At 51.9% G+C, this 15235-nt stretch carries 14 protein-coding genes; 7 read left to right on the top strand and 7 right to left on the bottom strand.

Translation table 11 applies throughout. The features are described from left to right. Positions 1-2: 2 nt before the first annotated feature. From PGR10_RS24610 to ampR, 5 genes are all read right to left on the bottom strand, one after another. Positions 3-1043, bottom strand: a complete 1041-nt coding sequence (locus tag PGR10_RS24610) for a fimbrial protein (protein ID WP_113374947.1) — start codon at positions 1041-1043, stop codon at positions 3-5. 19 nt (positions 1044-1062) lie between these two features. Then, positions 1063-3588, bottom strand: coding sequence for a fimbria/pilus outer membrane usher protein (locus PGR10_RS24605; RefSeq protein WP_087859130.1), 2526 nt, complete (start codon positions 3586-3588; stop codon positions 1063-1065). 90 nt (positions 3589-3678) lie between these two features. Further along, positions 3679-4362 (bottom strand): fimbrial biogenesis chaperone, encoded by a 684-nt coding sequence (locus tag PGR10_RS24600; protein ID WP_430924260.1) that lies wholly within the window; start codon positions 4360-4362, stop codon positions 3679-3681. Positions 4363-4431: 69 nt separating this feature from the next. Next, the gene (locus tag PGR10_RS24595) at positions 4432-4959 is read right to left on the bottom strand and encodes a fimbrial protein (protein ID WP_087859131.1); all 528 of its coding nucleotides are present in this window, start codon (positions 4957-4959) and stop codon (positions 4432-4434) included. A 443-nt stretch (positions 4960-5402) separates the two neighbouring features. Further along, positions 5403-6293, bottom strand: coding sequence for a LysR family transcriptional regulator AmpR (ampR, locus tag PGR10_RS24590; RefSeq protein ID WP_395226758.1), 891 nt, complete (start codon positions 6291-6293; stop codon positions 5403-5405). Positions 6294-6435: 142 nt separating this feature from the next. Here ampR and ampC point away from each other — a divergent pair, with 142 nt between their 5' ends. Further along, complete coding sequence (gene ampC / locus PGR10_RS24585) at positions 6436-7581, top strand: CMY2-MIR-ACT-EC family cephalosporin-hydrolyzing class C beta-lactamase (protein WP_348854100.1); 1146 nt, start codon at positions 6436-6438, stop codon at positions 7579-7581. A gap of 375 nt (positions 7582-7956) precedes the next feature. Here the strand turns inward: ampC and PGR10_RS24580 are convergent, their stop codons facing one another. After that, entirely contained in the window at positions 7957-8307 is a 351-nt protein-coding gene (locus PGR10_RS24580) for a DUF1493 family protein (RefSeq protein WP_430924259.1), read from the bottom strand. After that, positions 8301-8747 carry an STM2901 family protein gene (locus PGR10_RS24575; RefSeq protein ID WP_200111070.1) on the bottom strand — a complete coding sequence of 149 codons (447 nt, stop codon included), beginning with the start codon at positions 8745-8747 and terminating at the stop codon, positions 8301-8303. The genes PGR10_RS24580 and PGR10_RS24575 overlap by 7 nt, the downstream gene beginning before the upstream one ends. A gap of 279 nt (positions 8748-9026) precedes the next feature. Between PGR10_RS24575 and PGR10_RS24570 the strand changes: the two genes are divergently transcribed. The 6 genes from PGR10_RS24570 to PGR10_RS24545 all read left to right on the top strand — a co-directional run bounded on the left by PGR10_RS24570 (position 9027) and on the right by PGR10_RS24545 (position 15161). Beyond that, complete coding sequence (locus tag PGR10_RS24570) at positions 9027-9653, top strand: helix-turn-helix domain-containing protein (protein WP_430924258.1); 627 nt, start codon at positions 9027-9029, stop codon at positions 9651-9653. Positions 9654-10005: 352 nt separating this feature from the next. Further along, on the top strand, positions 10006-10707 hold the full coding sequence (gene tssL / locus PGR10_RS24565; protein ID WP_430924257.1) for a type VI secretion system protein TssL, short form: 702 nt from the start codon (positions 10006-10008) through the stop codon (positions 10705-10707). A 27-nt stretch (positions 10708-10734) separates the two neighbouring features. Beyond that, a complete protein-coding gene (locus tag PGR10_RS24560; RefSeq protein ID WP_430924256.1) occupies positions 10735-13119 on the top strand; it encodes a type VI secretion system Vgr family protein in 2385 nt (794 codons plus the stop codon). A 9-nt stretch (positions 13120-13128) separates the two neighbouring features. Next, the gene (locus PGR10_RS24555) at positions 13129-13905 is read left to right on the top strand and encodes a DUF4123 domain-containing protein (RefSeq protein WP_316425244.1); all 777 of its coding nucleotides are present in this window, start codon (positions 13129-13131) and stop codon (positions 13903-13905) included. A gap of 160 nt (positions 13906-14065) precedes the next feature. Continuing rightward, a complete protein-coding gene (locus PGR10_RS24550) occupies positions 14066-14572 on the top strand; it encodes a DUF3304 domain-containing protein (RefSeq protein WP_430924255.1) in 507 nt (168 codons plus the stop codon). 67 nt (positions 14573-14639) lie between these two features. Further along, the gene (locus tag PGR10_RS24545; RefSeq protein ID WP_430924254.1) at positions 14640-15161 is read left to right on the top strand and encodes a DUF3304 domain-containing protein; all 522 of its coding nucleotides are present in this window, start codon (positions 14640-14642) and stop codon (positions 15159-15161) included. The last annotated feature ends 74 nt before the right edge of the window (positions 15162-15235 follow it).

Here is a 15235-nt window from a genome sequence, read left to right as displayed (position 1 = left end):
CACTATTTAAAGGTAACGTCGATATTGGCCGTCGCATTAAAGGTGCCGATTTTTGGCTTAACGCTTAGCCATTTCAGGCTGGCCAGGAAGTTGCTTTCTACCACGCTGCCGTTAATCATGCCCAACTGCGTCGGGGTATTCATGGAAAGCCAGGTTGTCGGCGCATCGGCGCGCGAGAGCAGGATGCCAAAACCGCTATCGTTAGATGGCAGAATGGTATTGGTGTCCTGGGTCGGCTGCTGGGTGCTGAAGCTGGCCATTAAGGTCTGCCCCTGGCAATCCTGACCAGCGCCGGTCAGGTCGGCGCGGACGCTGAACGGGACCTGTTTCTCAATGGCGCCGACGACGGCATTGCGCGCCGGGATGCTGCCGAAGTTTACCGTTGAACCATTGTTCGCCGAGACGGTGATTTTCGGGTTGCAGGCGATAAAGCGGATGTTGCCAAGCCCGGTGACCCACGCGCGGAAGTTACTATTCGGGCGGCTGTTGAGGCCGCCAACGCCGTCAACCTGGAAGATAGCGTAGCGGTTGGTGTCGTTAATCACGCCGTTTGACGGCGGCGGATTGCCGGTGGCTTTAATATAAACCGAGTAGGTCACCGTGACGGTCTGCGGGGTTGCCGGAGACTGGCATGCACCGCCGGGACGATTGCGGCGGCAGAGTGTACCGGGACCGATATCCGTTTTCTGACCTTTTACCGGTTTAATATCGGTGCTGAGATAGGTGACGCCGACTTCCAGCGAGTTGTGGATATTCTGCATCCGGGTTTCCGGATCCCAGTACAGATACGCATTTTCGCCGTTGGGCATATGATCCGTATCGGTACAGGTGAAGGTGGAGGTAAACGTCGGCGAACGCCACAGCAGGGCGCCCGGCTTCAGGTTAGCGGTCGAAACGTTAATCTGATCGGTGAGCGCGATGGTCTGCGATACTTCGGTACCGTTCTTCTTACAGCTCAGCGCGAAGCTGCTGGTGGAGAACAGCGCGCTTGAGAGTACCAGCAGCGTCAGCCCGGTGCGGGATAAGAGGTTAAACTTCGACATAACTAATTGTCCTTTCATGTTATTTACAGGTCAGGGAGACGACCTGATAACCACCGGGTTGATCGGCTTGAATAGCAGGTAACTCTGGCACCGTCAGGCTGCAGGAGGCGTCGGCATCGTCGCCCCATTTCATCTGCAGACGGTCGCCGCTCTGAACGCCGGAAACGTACGCTTCACCGCGGGTACCGACCACGCCGACATGTTCGCCGTTCTGGCCGAAGATATTGGCGCCAATCACCGGCACGCTGCCGTCCGCCAGTTTGGCGTGGATAAGCAGGCTCTGGCCGAGATGCGTTTCAAAGGTCACGCGGCCGATGGCGCGCTCGGTCGGCACGATATCTTTCGCCGCCAGCGGGATTTCCAGGCCGTTGCCGATATCCGAAGTACGCAGCGCGACGCGGTTGTGGCGATACGGCATCGCAGAAGTGAGCACCGCGTAGCCGAAGCGGTCAATCGCTACTCCAGGCTGGTTTTCCAGGCGCACGCCCTGCGCCCCTTTCGCTTTCACCACCACGAAGGTGTTCTGCAGCGGCTGCGACAGGGTGACGCCGCCAGAGTGCGCGACCACGCCGCCGGAGACGTTCAGCGAAGTCTGCTGATAGTTGTTGTTGTAGCTGTAGCCCAGATCGACGTTACCCATGCTGCCCAGATAACCCAGGTTGACCAGGCTGGTATCGCCGCCGTGCTGGGTGTGACCGCTCTGCACGAAGTAATTCATGCGGTTGTCATCAAGCAGCGTACCGCTCATCCCGGCGCTGTAGCCGCTACCGCTCTGCTTGCTGTTAGAGGCGTTAAAGTTAACCGTGCTTTCATGGTCCGGGCCAAAGATGTTGATTGGCACCGAGACGTTCAGGTTAACGCTGTTGTCGCTATAGCCGTAGTTACTGCGGCTGTTCTGGTAAAACACGCCGACGCTGACGCGATTCCAGGTGGTGTTAAAACCGGTCTGGATGGTGCGGTCGTAAGCGGAAGTGTTCCAGTAGTTCTGACGAATAAAGGTCGCGTACAGCGAAGCGCCGGCAATGTGCTGGTTGACCGTCATCTCGACGCGCTGGCGTTTGTTGTTGTATTGCTGCGAGTCGTAGTAACGACGGCGCTGGTTTTGCGTCGCCCAATCCGGCGCGCCGGTTTTATCGTCGCTCTGATCGTAATACTGGGTGTGGTAGAAACCGTTCTGCCAGTTGTTACGTTCAGCTACCGCATCGGAGAAGTCATAGAAGCCCGACGTCGAATAACGGTAGCCGGCGATCTGTACGTCGGTACCGAGAGTGTTGAGCGATTTGGAATAGAGGAAGCGTACGCTGGCGCCGCGCTTGTTCTCGCCGGAAGCCAGATCGGTATCAGACCATGAGGCGTCAACGGAGGCCGCTCCGTACTCGCCCATGTTTTTACCCAACCCGACCACGCCGGAGCGATAGTGCTCGGCCATGATAATCCCGCCATATGGCGTATAGTCGGAGCCGGCGCCATGCGCGACGGTGCCCTGGATAAATTGCGGCTGATAATTATTGGTGCCGTCGTGGTATTTACCCGCGGTCACCTGATACTCCCAGATCCCGTCGCGCAGCATATTCGGTACGGAGGAGTAAGGCAGGGTGAAGCTATGGCGTGAGCCATCCGCCTCGATAACCGTTACGGCTAAGTCGCCGCTGAGGGTGCTTGGTGAAATATCGGTCAGCGCGAACGGTCCCGGCGGCACCACGGTGCTGTATACGGTATAGCCGTTCTGGCGCACTTCGACGCGGGCGTTGGTGTTGGCGACGCCGCGTACGACCGGCGCGTAGCCGCGACGGCTGTCCGGCAGCATTTCCGGAACGCTGGAAATCTGCGCGCCGCGGAACTGGAAGCTGTCGAACACGTTATTATTGGTGTTGCTTTGGCCAATCTGAATACGGCTGCGCCACGAGGCGATATCGGTTTCCGCCCAGGTGGAAATCGGGTTCCACTGCTCTTTTTGCCCGGTCTGTTTTGACAGGGAGGAGGTATTGCGAAAACGCCACGCGCCGACGTTAAGGCCGTTATTGAGGCTCAGGAAGTAGTAGTCGCTGTCCTGTTTGCCGCTGCCGCTGGAAAAACGGGAGTGGCTGCCGCTGAAAGCGTAGTTAACGAAACCGGCGTTAATACCGTCGTCATAGACCAGCGGCGAAATCTCGCCCTGTGGTCGCGCTTCGAGTTCAGTTTGCGGTACGGAGATGTTCAGCTCCTGCAGCGCGGCGTTCCAGCTCACGCTACTGCCTGGAATATTTTTTACCAGATCGTAGCAGGCGCTGCTGCCGGCGGTATCTGGCACCAGAACGCCGTATGAACGGTAGCTGTCGGCATCTAAACAGAAATAGCCCGGGGTGTTAGGCGTATCTTTTTTAAATTCTATTTCCCGGTGATCGACGCGATTTTTATTCAGGTAAATATCGAAGGCATATTTACCTGGTAAAATATCGTCGCCGGTAGAGAGGTTTTGCACCAGCGAGGCGTTATTCGCCCCGCGGATGAAAGAGGTATTGAATTGCTCTTCGGCATTGACAAATGGTGTCGCCAGTAATGACATTGTCGAGGCGTAAACAGCAAAGCGAACGTGCTGCGCCAGACATCCAGGGATCGTCCTTATTTTATTATGGCTAGCCATTGTATTGCTCTCTTACTGAATGCGGATATCTTTAATTTCCGTATGTCCGCCAAAATCATTGATAAAAGTGAATGACATCTGATCCGCTGCCGCCGCGCCGGCTGGCAATTTGATGTTCAGAGAGTCCATGGGGTTAACCATGTCAGCATTCACTTTCCAGGTCTTCGCGCCGCTCTTCAGCGTCAGTACGCCGAAAGTCACGTGCAGCGGACCTTTGTTAGTCACGACCAGATCGTTACCTTGCTTACGCCAGGTCAGGGCCTGTGCTTCCTTTTGCAAGGTGGTTTTCAGCGTGGTAGGGCGGTAGAACAGCTTCACGCGGGTACGGATCGCAATCTGCAGTACGTTTTCTTGTTTCGCCGAAGGCGGAATTTCCTGCACGTTAATCCAGTACACGGATTCGCGGTCGGTCGGTAATCCGCTGCCGGAATAAACAAAGCGCAAAATAGCGTCTTTATTGCCCGCCAGTTTTAAAATCGGCGGAATAGCCTGCATCGGTAAATTGGTTGGCGTTGCGGTGGCGTCACCGGTATCAAGCCAGGTCTGAACCATCCATGTTTCATCGGTATCATTGTGAATGGATAACGCCGCAGATTTTTCCCCGCCGTTATAAATAACCCGAGTCTGATCGACCTGAATACCCGCAAAAGTATCCAGCGAGACAAATAACAATAAAGCGGTTAATAACTTTTTCATTTCACGTTCCAAATAATGTTACCAGCCATCCATGGCCAAAACGTCTACCCTAAAACGGGATTATCCGTATTATTTGTATTCGATGGTGAAGGTGGCGTTTGCGTTAGCAGAACCAGCAGTCACATCCTTCAGGAAGGATTTGTAACGAGCTTTCAGGTTGAATACCGCAGTGCCGCTGTTGTCGTCAGACGCTGCAACGTTAACCCACGGGGAGTTGTCGTCTGCGCTCTGGTTGATTGGGACGATTTTTTCGTCGTTGGTCAGGATTTCGATACCTACGCCGCCAGCGTTATCAACGGACAGCAGGTTCGGGTTACCGGCAACGGTCGCACCGTCGAAGCGCAGGGAGTAATCACCGGCTTCACATTTTTCCAGGTTGATGGTGAACGCTTTAGAAGCGGTAACATCGCCAACAGCGTTGAACGCGGTAGTCGGGTATTTACCGATGAAAACGTCTTTGTTCTGGTCGGTAGAAGTCACAGTACAGGTTGACTGGATGATTTCACCGGTGAAGTTGACCTTGCCGTTAACTGCGTAAGCACTGGTGGCGGACGCGGACAGGATCAGTGCTACAACAGGCAGTAATTTCTTATTCATTTTAACTCCATGTACTTAAGGGGATAACCATAGTGGTAATCAAACACGGCAAGCGAATACCGTGCAGATGGGTATCCAGATAACCTATGTTGGCGTGTTGATCGCGATGAAATATACAGCAACAGTTTTCGCGTTTTGATTGCTTCGGTGACTTAATTACAGAAAATTAATAGACATAAACGATGCACTTGATCGGACTTATCTGATATTGGCAACCATAATAATTTTATGGTCAGCGGCTGGCTGGAGAGAGTTTTGCGGGAAAGGAAATTAATTAACTTATTGTTTTTATTTTTTTTATTGTTTTTGTTTCTCAGGAGGTAAACGTTTATGCGCTGTGCCGGGCAAATTAAAAACGCTGATTTATCCATCGCTATGCATAATGTGTAAGCGTTATTTCCAAATGTTTCCTGTTACCTTCGGGAACGCCTACTGATGGCGGATTACTCCGCCGAATTAACCCCTTTTAAGGCCTCCGCCAGCCAGCGGGAAAAATGCAACATTGCCGGCGTTTCCGGACGCGATTGCAAACGCGTCAGCCAGTAGTTGCCGAGATCGATCTGAATCTTAAACGGCTGCACAATGCGTTTTTCTTCCAGCAGATGGCTGAACATTTTTACTGGGGCGATAGCCACGCCTAAGCCTGCCTGCGCCGCCTCCAGCATGGTCACGGATGAGTCGAAGACAATGACCCGATGAGTTGGCGAAGGCGGCAATTCTCCCGCTGCCTGCATCCACGCCGACCATTCGTCGCGGCGATAAGAGCGGAGAAGCGTGAACTGCAAAATATCCTTCGGTGTATTTAGCCGGGCAGCTAATGACGGGGCGCACAGCGCGGAGAGCGGGGCGGCGCACAGATACTGCGCGGCGGTATCATGCCAGGCGCCGCCGCCAAAACGAATCACATAATCCAGCCCCTCGGCGGCAGGATCGACGCGATTGTTATGGGTGGAGATCTGCAAATCGATATGCGGACACTCGCGCCAGAAGGCTGGCAACAGTGGGAACAGCGCGCCCGTGGCGAAAGTGCCGACTACGCCGATCTTGAGCTTCTCCTGCGCCTGCTGACCGGTAAAACGGTCGAGCATCCCGGCAATCCTTTCAAACGACTCATTGAGTACCGGTAACAGGCCTTCTCCTTCGGTGGTGAGCTTGAGGCCGCGCGACACGCGAACGAACAGCTGGCAGTTAAGATGTTCCTCCAGCGTCTTCACATGCTGGCTGATAGCGGAGTGGGTGACGTTAAGCTCAATCGCCGCGCGGGTAAAACTGAGATGCCGGGCGGCCGCTTCAAACGCCCGCAGTGAATTGAGAGGAAGATAGCTGCGCGTCATAACATTATCCGTTAGAAAAACTAAAGCCTGCTGCTAAATTTAACAGTTTGTCAGCGCAGTGCAAAACACCGACACTGAGCGCGTCTGAAGGGCCCGGACGAGAGTGGATATTGAGCGAGAACCGATAATGGAAAAATACTTCATGATGAAAAAATCCCTTACAGGCGTACTGCTGCTGGGCGCCTCATTTTCGACGTTTGCCGCGCCGCAAACGGCGGAGCAGCTGCGCGAACTGGTCAATCAGACCATCACGCCGTTAATGAAAGAACAGGCGATACCGGGTATGGCGGTGGCGGTGATCTATCACGGCAAACCCTACTATTTCACCTGGGGCCAGGCCGATGTCGCCGGCCAGCGTCCGGTGACGCGACAGACGTTGTTTGAGCTGGGCTCTGTTAGTAAGACTTTCACCGGCGTGCTGGGCGGCGATGCGGTGGCGCGCGGTGAAATTAAGCTCAGCGATCCGGCGCAGAAGTACTGGCCGCAGTTGACCGGCAAGCAGTGGCAGGGGATTTCGCTGCTGCATCTCGCCACCTATACCGCAGGCGGTCTGCCGCTGCAGGTTCCGGACGAGGTGACGGATGAAGCGGCATTACTGCGTTACTATCAGAACTGGCAGCCGCAGTGGGCGCCGGGGAGTAAGCGGCTGTACGCCAATGCCAGCATTGGCCTGTTTGGCGCGCTGGCGGTGAAACCTTCCGGTATGAGCTTTGAACAGGCGATGACTCAGCGCGTATTGCAGCCGTTAACACTGAGCCACACCTGGATTAACGTACCGCCCGCCCAGAGCAAAGATTACGCCTGGGGTTATCGCGACGGTAAAGCGGTACATGTTTCGCCGGGGCAACTGGACGCTGAAGCTTACGGCGTGAAGTCGAGCATTGAGGATATGGCGCACTGGGTGCTGGCGAATATGAACCACGAGGCGGTGCAGGATAAAAATCTGCGGCAGGGGATCCAGCTGGCGCAGTCGCGCTACTGGCGGGCTGGGGAGATGTATCAGGGGCTCGGCTGGGAGATGCTGAACTGGCCGGTGTCGGCCGAGGTGCTGATTAACGGCAGCGATAATAAGGTAGCGCTTGCCGCGACGCCGGTAACGGCAGTCAATCCACCCGCGCCGCCGGTGAAGGCCGCCTGGGTACATAAAACCGGCTCCACCGGCGGATTCGGCAGCTACGTGGCTTTTATCCCGCAACAGGATCTCGGTATCGTGATGCTGGCGAACAAAAGCTACCCCAACCCGGAGCGGGTGAAGGCGGCGTATCATATTCTTGAGGCGCTGCAGTAAGGACGGTTGCGCTGCGTTTACCGGGTTACAGGTTGGCGCTAACCGGGAAAACCCCCGGTCGCGCTTACGCTTACCGGGGCTACAGGTTGGCGCTAACTGAGGAAAACCCCGGTGGCGCTTACGCTTACCGGGGCTACAGGTTGGCACTAACTGGGAAAACCCCCGGTGGCGCTTACGCTTACCTGGGCTACAGGTTGGCGCTAACTGAGGAAAACCCCGGTCGCGCTTACGCTTACCGGGGCTACAGGTTGGCACTAACTGGGAAAACCCCGGTCGTGCTTACGCTTACCGGGGCTACGGGTTGGCACTAACTGGTAGCCCGGATAAGGCGCAGCGCGCCGCTATCCGGGAGAGGGCCTCTTTATTTTCAAACAACTAACGATACAGCCATCTCCCAGCCTGTGCTGACGCAATGAGCATCGCGAGTGTTAACGGCTCCGGTGTGCGCGGAGAAATGCGTTTGGATTTCGGTAATAGGAAATTAGGGAGGAAACCCTGTTCGGGAGGCCAATAATTAAATAAATCAAATGCATCTTGCTTTACATTAAACTGACGGAAATACGATTGCATGATGTCATCGCCACTTTCTCTGGCCCAGGGATAATCGCCCGTATTGAGTGATAAATCCGCATTCACCTGCTGCTTTTTGCCGGTAAGTGTCGGCTTGTTCCATTGTGTTTCATACCATGCCAGAACGGCTGCTGCGATATTGTTTTGATCTACCATAATTTATCGTCACCTCTGGCAATGGCGTTGTATCTAGTGGTTGCTTTTATTGATACATAAATTACATCCCCTGTCAGGTAAATAATCCCGAGGATGGGTATCCAGCGTCCAACGAATGCTCCCAGATTGGTGACATAGCTCCATCTAAGATTACGGATGGATTGGTTGGTTAACGTCGGGAGCCTGACTTTTAAATCATTGTGGAAAACCTTCCGTAACTCATGGCTCAAAATGCTCGTCCCTTTAGTCGCTCCGCCTGGTTTTGTCCGGGTATTTTTTATAGGTTGACCAAGCATGATTAACGCAATGGTCATGATGTCATCTACTCCAAAATGAATGGCTGCAGTATCGAGAAAAAACCAAAAAAGAAGTTCATGGGACGAGAGGTTTGACTTGCCATTGTAATAATATGTTCCATTAACTTGTTCTGTTGTGTCCATTTTTATATTCCAGTAATGCTATTTTTACGCAATGTAGCTGCCTGGTTTATTGGAAACAATAACTGTTGATATAAACGTTTTCTGAAAATAGCTCTTATTAAATGTTCTGTTAAATCATTTAATCAATTAATAAAAATTTCTTTTCTCATCTGTTTTTATTTGTTCAGCTAATATTCCCTGGTGAAGTTAGCGCATGATGATTTAAAGCGAACTGCTACTTGCGAATAGACGCAATCTGCTGAAAACTATCAGCGAGATGGTGAACCACAGGGGACGGCAATGGCTGGACGTATTGACTATCAGATTGAAAAATTTCAGTTCATCGAGCGCAACGAATCCCCGCGTATTACCCGCCAGTGGGCGGAAGTTATTGCTGAATGTCAGCAGGAAAAGGCGAACAGTGAAACGCGTTTGCGTACAGCGTTGCTGAATGTCGACTACGCCACCAGCTTCGAACTGCCGTTTCGTTTATTGCTTATCCGCGCCCCGCAACTGGTGGATCGCTTACGCCATGCGCTGGCGCTGAATCAAAAGAACGTGGTGATTAATGGTAAGAAGCGCGGCTGCGTTTACAGCCTGAAAGCCGATCTCAGCGCCGTTCCAGATGAGTTTCGTTATCGCTTAGTGAGCCGGATTATTCGCAGCGGGCCGGATGCGGTTTCCGCCGCTCCCTATCAGCAGCTGGCAAAAGAGATAAAGGCTCCGCGCGAGCGGTTACGTCTGGCGCTGGAAAGCGGCCTGCAGGTCAATGCGCTGGATGGGCTGTTCTGGTTTGGCATCCAGCGTATCGCCGCCGATATTTCGGCGCTGCGTTCTGCGGGAATGGCGATTACGACTGCGGAAGTGGAGGTGGCGGATAGCCTGACCAGAACGACGCGAATGATAGCGGCGTATCAGGTGGAGTGATCGTTATTTTAGTCATTAGGTTAAACTCGTTTGCTAACAGATTATTTTGAGCGAGTTTTGCGTTTGACTTTTTATTAGTTTCTCTAAAATAGCTACATGGAATAGTTAGATTTCATATATAATGCTGATGAATTTGTTTAACTTTTAAATAAATTAAAGGGTTAATAATTTAATGCCCTGGTGAAATATTTTGTGTTCTTCTTTGATTTGCTGATATTCCTCGTGCAACAAGCTTTTAGAGTATACGTTCGCCGTCTGGTTACATTTGGTAACATCCATTTTATTGCCCGCCTGATTTTGCGCCAATACCATCGCTAAACATAAGTTCCTCATTAATTATAGGCAGGGTGTCATGGCTTCTCTGGGAAAAAGAGAGAGCGGCAATCAAACAAAATCTATTACGACATCCTTTATTGATGAAATATTTCAGGATACATGGTTGCTCGCGTTGGCAATTCGTAATGTGCCTGCCGTTGTCGTTGATCAGACGCTTTATAAAACGTGCGAGAATATGATTGAGCAGGTTCAGAAAGCGTTGTTTGCAGCTGGTGCATCTGAGGGGCTTGCAAGTGAAATTAAGTTTGCTCACTGTGTTTTTCTGGATGAAGCGGTAATGACGCAGCCGGATATCGATGTTTCTCTTTGGTGGAAGAATACACCCCTTCAGGGGCGCTATCTTGGAAACTTAAATGGCGGTGAGTTCTTATACGAACATATCAAGAACCTGCTGCACGAAGCCGTTCCCTCAGAAGCTGTTGTGGCCTGTTATCACCGAATGCTTTTGCTGGGCTATCAGGGGAAGTTTATCAGGGAAGGTGGAGAAGAAAATGAAGAACGACAATCTATGTTTAAGCAGCTGAGCGCGCTTTTGCCTGCAACAAAAGAAAAAATGAATTCTCCGGTCTTTATACGTAACTTTCGCCCGGATATTCATTTCTGGCGACGTTTCCCCTGGTTGATGAGAGGACTGGGCTTACTGCTTATTGTTGCCATTACCTGTGCAATGAGCGCCCATCTGCATTATTTACTCGGACAATGGTTCACGCTGAGCTAATAACAATTGACCAGGGAGACGCAGGTCATGAATAAGAATAAATATATCCTCAAAGGAAACAAAATTCCGGTGTATAACCACTACCAGTTGAACATACCGGAGTTAAGCAAGCGACGCCCCGACATTCAACTGTCTGTCCTTCGCTTTAGCGGCGACGAAGCGTTAAATACCCCGTGGCGTTATTCCATTGAACTGACCTGTGAAACCCCTGATATTCCTGCAGATGTGTTAATTAACACGACCGCAGAACTCCTTTTTTATCCTGATGGTAAACCATGGGAAGCGGTCGAACCCCGCGTCATGCGTGGTGTTATTACCGCTTTTCAGCAGTGTGAACGAACTGCTGATATCACTCGTTATGTGGTTGTGCTGGAAGCCAGCCTGGCGTTATTACGTCATAGCCTGACATATGCGGTGTATCAACATAAAAGCGTCATTGGTGTCGTTGAAGATATCCTGAAGCGTTGGGGATATTCCAGCCTCGACTATCGTTATGCGCTGAAAACCCAGTATCCGGTGCGCGAATTCTATATCTCGTATGCAGAAAGCGATTTATCCTTTATTGAGCGTCATCTGGCGCATGTTGGCGTATTTTATTATTTCGTCTGGGATGAAGAGAATCATCGGGATGTGCTGGTTCTCGGAGACTACACGCATTCTTTCGCCGAAGAGAAGAATATGGCCTACCGTCATCCATCAGGGCTTTTCGATGGCGGTCTTGAATCACTGTGGGAGATAACAATCAACCGCCGCTCGGTTGCCGGGCAGACGCGAGTGAACGATGAATATTATCGCGAAGCCCAAAGCGATCTGCAGGCGCATCTGGAAACCGATCTGGATATGCCTGCGCTCATTGGCGAAGAATACCGCTACGGCGAGAATTACAAAGAGCAGGGCAGGCAGGCAGCAGAACAGCCGGAGCAAGGCCGCTGGTTTGTTAAGCGTCGTCGTGAACGTCTGGTAACAGAACAGGTTGTCTTTGAAGGCAAATCAAACGGCATGACGATCCGTCCTGGGATGATTCTTCATCCACAGGGTAAAAGTTGGGAGGAAGCGCCGGACGGGCTATTAGTGGTATCGACCTCGTCACAGCGCGTCTCCCGCGATACCGCCTACATCATCAGCTTTACTGCCGTGCCTCATCGTCTGCACCTCTCATATCGTCCACCTTTGCTGGGCAGGCCGCACATTGCCGGTACGCTGCTCGCCAGAGTCACCAGTCCGGTTGAAAACGCGCAGTATGCTGAACTGGATGAAACCGGGCGCTACCGGGTGCGTTTCCAGTTCGATCTCAATACTACCTGGCGGTCTGGTTTTGAAAGCCTTCCGGTACGCCTTGCCAGGCCGTATGCGGGGAACGTTTACGGCTGGCATTTCCCGCTGATTGCCGGCACGGAGGTGATGATTGCCTTCACTAACGGCGATCCTGACAGGCCGTACATCCTCTGCGCTATGCATGATTCCCGACATGAAGATCACGTCAACCTCTATAACTATCAGCGTAACGTGTTAAGGACTCCTGCGAACAACAAACTGAGATTTGAGGATCGGCGCGGGGCTGAGCACGTTAAAATTTCGACAGAATATGGCGGCAAGAGCCAATTGACGCTCGGTCATATTGTTGACAGTTCGCGTAACAAACGCGGTGAGGGTTTTGAACTGCGAACCGACAGCACAGGAACTCTCCGGGCGGGTAAAGGGCTTTTCCTGACCGCAGATGCGCAGGCCACGGCAAGCGGACAGGTGCTGGAAATGTCTGCGGCAATCTGCCTGGTCAAAGGTGCGGTCAACCAGATGGCCGAGTGGCGTACCATCACCCAGTCGCATCACAACCTTCAGCCTGATACCACGCATCTGAAAAGCTATCTTGCCGCCGCCGATCAACTGAAATCTCCGGCCATGCTGCTGAGCGCCCCGCAAGGGATTGGGGTAGTTAGCCAGGAATCCGTTCTGATAAATAGCGCTCAGACGCTGCACCTGCAAAGCCAGGGGGAAGTCAATATTGCCAGCGGAGAGCGTCTTTCCCTGAACGCCAGCCAGACCATTTCACTGCTCGCGCAGCAGGAAGGGCTGCGCATGGTGTCTGGCAAGGGGCCGCTGACCATCGAATCTCATGGCGATTTAATGGCGCTAACGGCCATGAAGGATGTCACCGTGCAGTCCACGCAGGGCGAGCTTCATTTCGCGGCGAAGAACGGCATTGTGCTGGGCTGCGGCGGTGGGTCGATTCGCATCTCCCCGCAGGGCAGTATCGAGATCCATACGCCGGGGACACTGAGCCTTAAAGGTCAGCACATCTGGGATGCGCCGGTGAGTGTCGGTACCCAACTGCCGGAACTCCCTAAGTCGGTGTGTAAGGACTGCCTGAAGAAAGCGCAGGAAGAAGCCGTCGCATTTGCGCCGCGAGGATAAGGACATCTGATGACAACAACACCACTGATAACACCCAAAAAGCATATGCTTTGGATGCAGCAGGGTGAGTCTCTCTGTTCTGCTACCGGGCAGGACTATATTGATATTCTGATCGATCAGGCTGGAACCAACCAGCCGCTGCAAAATGCGCTACGCCAGTTATCTCCCGATCTGCGCTGGTTTGAGTTGTTCGAAGGAACCCCGGAGGGGGGAATGCTGGAATATTCGCCGGTCGTTATGCGGCTGTGTTTTGCGCTAACGAGCCACCGGATGTGGCTGGAGCAGTTACTGGAATACTTCTCTGGTACTCCGCGCCTGACGTTGCTGATATCTCCTCTGGCCTTTGATTTGCTCTGCCGCCATTTGCAGGCATTGTCGCAGGTACAGTGGGAAGAGCAGACCGGCTTACTGCGTTATTACGATAACCGCGTGTTCCCATCCTTACTTACTCACGTTCTTAACGCAGAACAACAGGCTGCATTTACGGATATCGCGCTGTTCTGGGGCTGGAGAGACCGAGACGGCGAGATCGTCTGGAAAACGGGAACATTTTCTCCTGCACGCGAACTGGCAAATAACCCTCAATTGGGGCGAGTTGGCGATGATCAGATAGATCTGATGGGCTGTATTAGTGATGCAGAAGCTTTATTGGCGAGGCGGTTATCTTCGCAAGGCGGGAAAGAGGAGCATTTTTCGTACTGCCTTTCCGTAGCTTTAAAGGCAAGCCAGCAAGGATACTTAGGTGATTTGGCATCCGATGCAGAATTAGAGGTGATAAATATATGAAGCGTTTATTACGCAGGTACCAAAAAATCGATAGAAACTGGCTTATGAATTCTTTTTCCCTGTTGGACACTATTTTTTGCAGTGATAGATGTCGTGTTGTTATCGATTGATTCGATTTGCAATGTAGGAAAACAACAAACGCTCAAGCCAGGGAGAAAGGGTGAACAGAATAAAATGGATTATCCGGGGCATTGCTTTATTTGTGTCAGTGTTGTTATCGGGATGTTCGCACCCCCAGGCTGGCGAGTCGAGCGCAGGGAATATTAGAGGATACAACCATGTTGCCGGGCAGAACGTTAACTGGTTTTCAGTAAACGGCTACCATGCGACGCTAAATGGAAATGTGTGCTGCGTTATGATCCCGGACCGGTGGCGACCTGGGATGACTGCACATATTGAGTGGGAAGTTGATCCTAACCCAAAAGCTCATTTACCGCCTTTGGGAACAGATGCTTATAACAAGGCGTACCTACAGCATAAGGCCAAATACCTTCGCTATAGTGCTGATGTTCCCATTCCGCAATATAAGGAGAGTGCGGGCATTAACGTCCATTTTCTTCCTTGCCATCAGGTAAAAATTTATGCGGGTGTAGCCGGCTACGGTGCCTATTCCTACCCAATTAAAGAGCCGATGAATATGCAGGAGCCTGCAACATGTCAGAAATAAAAACGTCTGACAGGGTTATTAGCCAACGAATGAAATTATGTGTACCAGATAACCGCAGGGAGGGAATATGAGCAGAATTCAATGGATTATCCGGGGCATTGCTTTATTTGTGTCAGTGTTGTTATCGGGATGTTCGCCTTTACAGGCTGGTGAAAGTGATACCATCGCTATTACAGTAGGCGCTTATAATCATGTGGCGGGTCAGAGAATAAATTGGTTTGCAGTCAATGGATACCGGGTTCCCGGATTAGGTGGTGGGTATTGCTGCGTGACCCTTCCTGATCAATGGCGGCCAGGAATGGTTGCGCGTATTGAATGGGAGGTGGACCTATTCCCCAATGAAAATATAAAGAAAAAAGATAAAGGATTTGGCTATGATTCTTCGGCATATGCTATGCATAAGGCCAAATATCAGCTATACAGTGCTGAAATACCTATTCCACAATATAATCATTTAGGTGAGTTTTCTGTTCATATTCTTCCTTGCCAGAAGGTTGAGGTTTATACAGGTGTTGAGGGGCTAAATTCTCCTTCATATCCCATTAAAGAGCCGATGAATATGCAGGAGCCCGCAACATGTCAGAAATAAAAGCGTCTGGCAGGGCTATTAGCCAACGAGTGAAATTATGTGTGCCAGATAGCCGCAGGGCACAAGTTATACCA

Source organism: Klebsiella sp. 141198 (genome assembly GCF_050600785.1).
GTDB lineage: Bacteria > Pseudomonadota > Gammaproteobacteria > Enterobacterales > Enterobacteriaceae > Klebsiella > Klebsiella aerogenes.
The sequence above is the reverse complement of the archived record's forward strand: the minus strand, read 5'-3'. Positions and strand labels throughout refer to the sequence as shown.

Excerpts from the sequence above, each read along its gene's own strand:
- ampR (WP_395226758.1), bottom strand. The coding sequence starts at position 6,293 with ATGACGCGCAGCTATCTTCCTCTCAATTCACTGCGGGCGTTTGAAGCG.
- tssL (WP_430924257.1), top strand. The coding sequence starts at position 10,006 with ATGGCTTCTCTGGGAAAAAGAGAGAGCGGCAATCAAACAAAATCTATT.
- PGR10_RS24595 (WP_087859131.1), bottom strand. The coding sequence starts at position 4,959 with ATGAATAAGAAATTACTGCCTGTTGTAGCACTGATCCTGTCCGCGTCC.
- PGR10_RS24570 (WP_430924258.1), top strand. The coding sequence starts at position 9,027 with ATGGCTGGACGTATTGACTATCAGATTGAAAAATTTCAGTTCATCGAG.
- PGR10_RS24575 (WP_200111070.1), bottom strand. The coding sequence starts at position 8,747 with ATGGACACAACAGAACAAGTTAATGGAACATATTATTACAATGGCAAG.
- PGR10_RS24600 (WP_430924260.1), bottom strand. The coding sequence starts at position 4,362 with ATGAAAAAGTTATTAACCGCTTTATTGTTATTTGTCTCGCTGGATACT.
- PGR10_RS24555 (WP_316425244.1), top strand. The coding sequence starts at position 13,129 with ATGACAACAACACCACTGATAACACCCAAAAAGCATATGCTTTGGATG.
- PGR10_RS24580 (WP_430924259.1), bottom strand. The coding sequence starts at position 8,307 with ATGGTAGATCAAAACAATATCGCAGCAGCCGTTCTGGCATGGTATGAA.
- PGR10_RS24605 (WP_087859130.1), bottom strand. The coding sequence starts at position 3,588 with ATGTCATTACTGGCGACACCATTTGTCAATGCCGAAGAGCAATTCAAT.
- PGR10_RS24545 (WP_430924254.1), top strand. The coding sequence starts at position 14,640 with ATGAGCAGAATTCAATGGATTATCCGGGGCATTGCTTTATTTGTGTCA.
- PGR10_RS24560 (WP_430924256.1), top strand. The coding sequence starts at position 10,735 with ATGAATAAGAATAAATATATCCTCAAAGGAAACAAAATTCCGGTGTAT.
- PGR10_RS24610 (WP_113374947.1), bottom strand. The coding sequence starts at position 1,043 with ATGTCGAAGTTTAACCTCTTATCCCGCACCGGGCTGACGCTGCTGGTA.
- ampC (WP_348854100.1), top strand. The coding sequence starts at position 6,436 with ATGATGAAAAAATCCCTTACAGGCGTACTGCTGCTGGGCGCCTCATTT.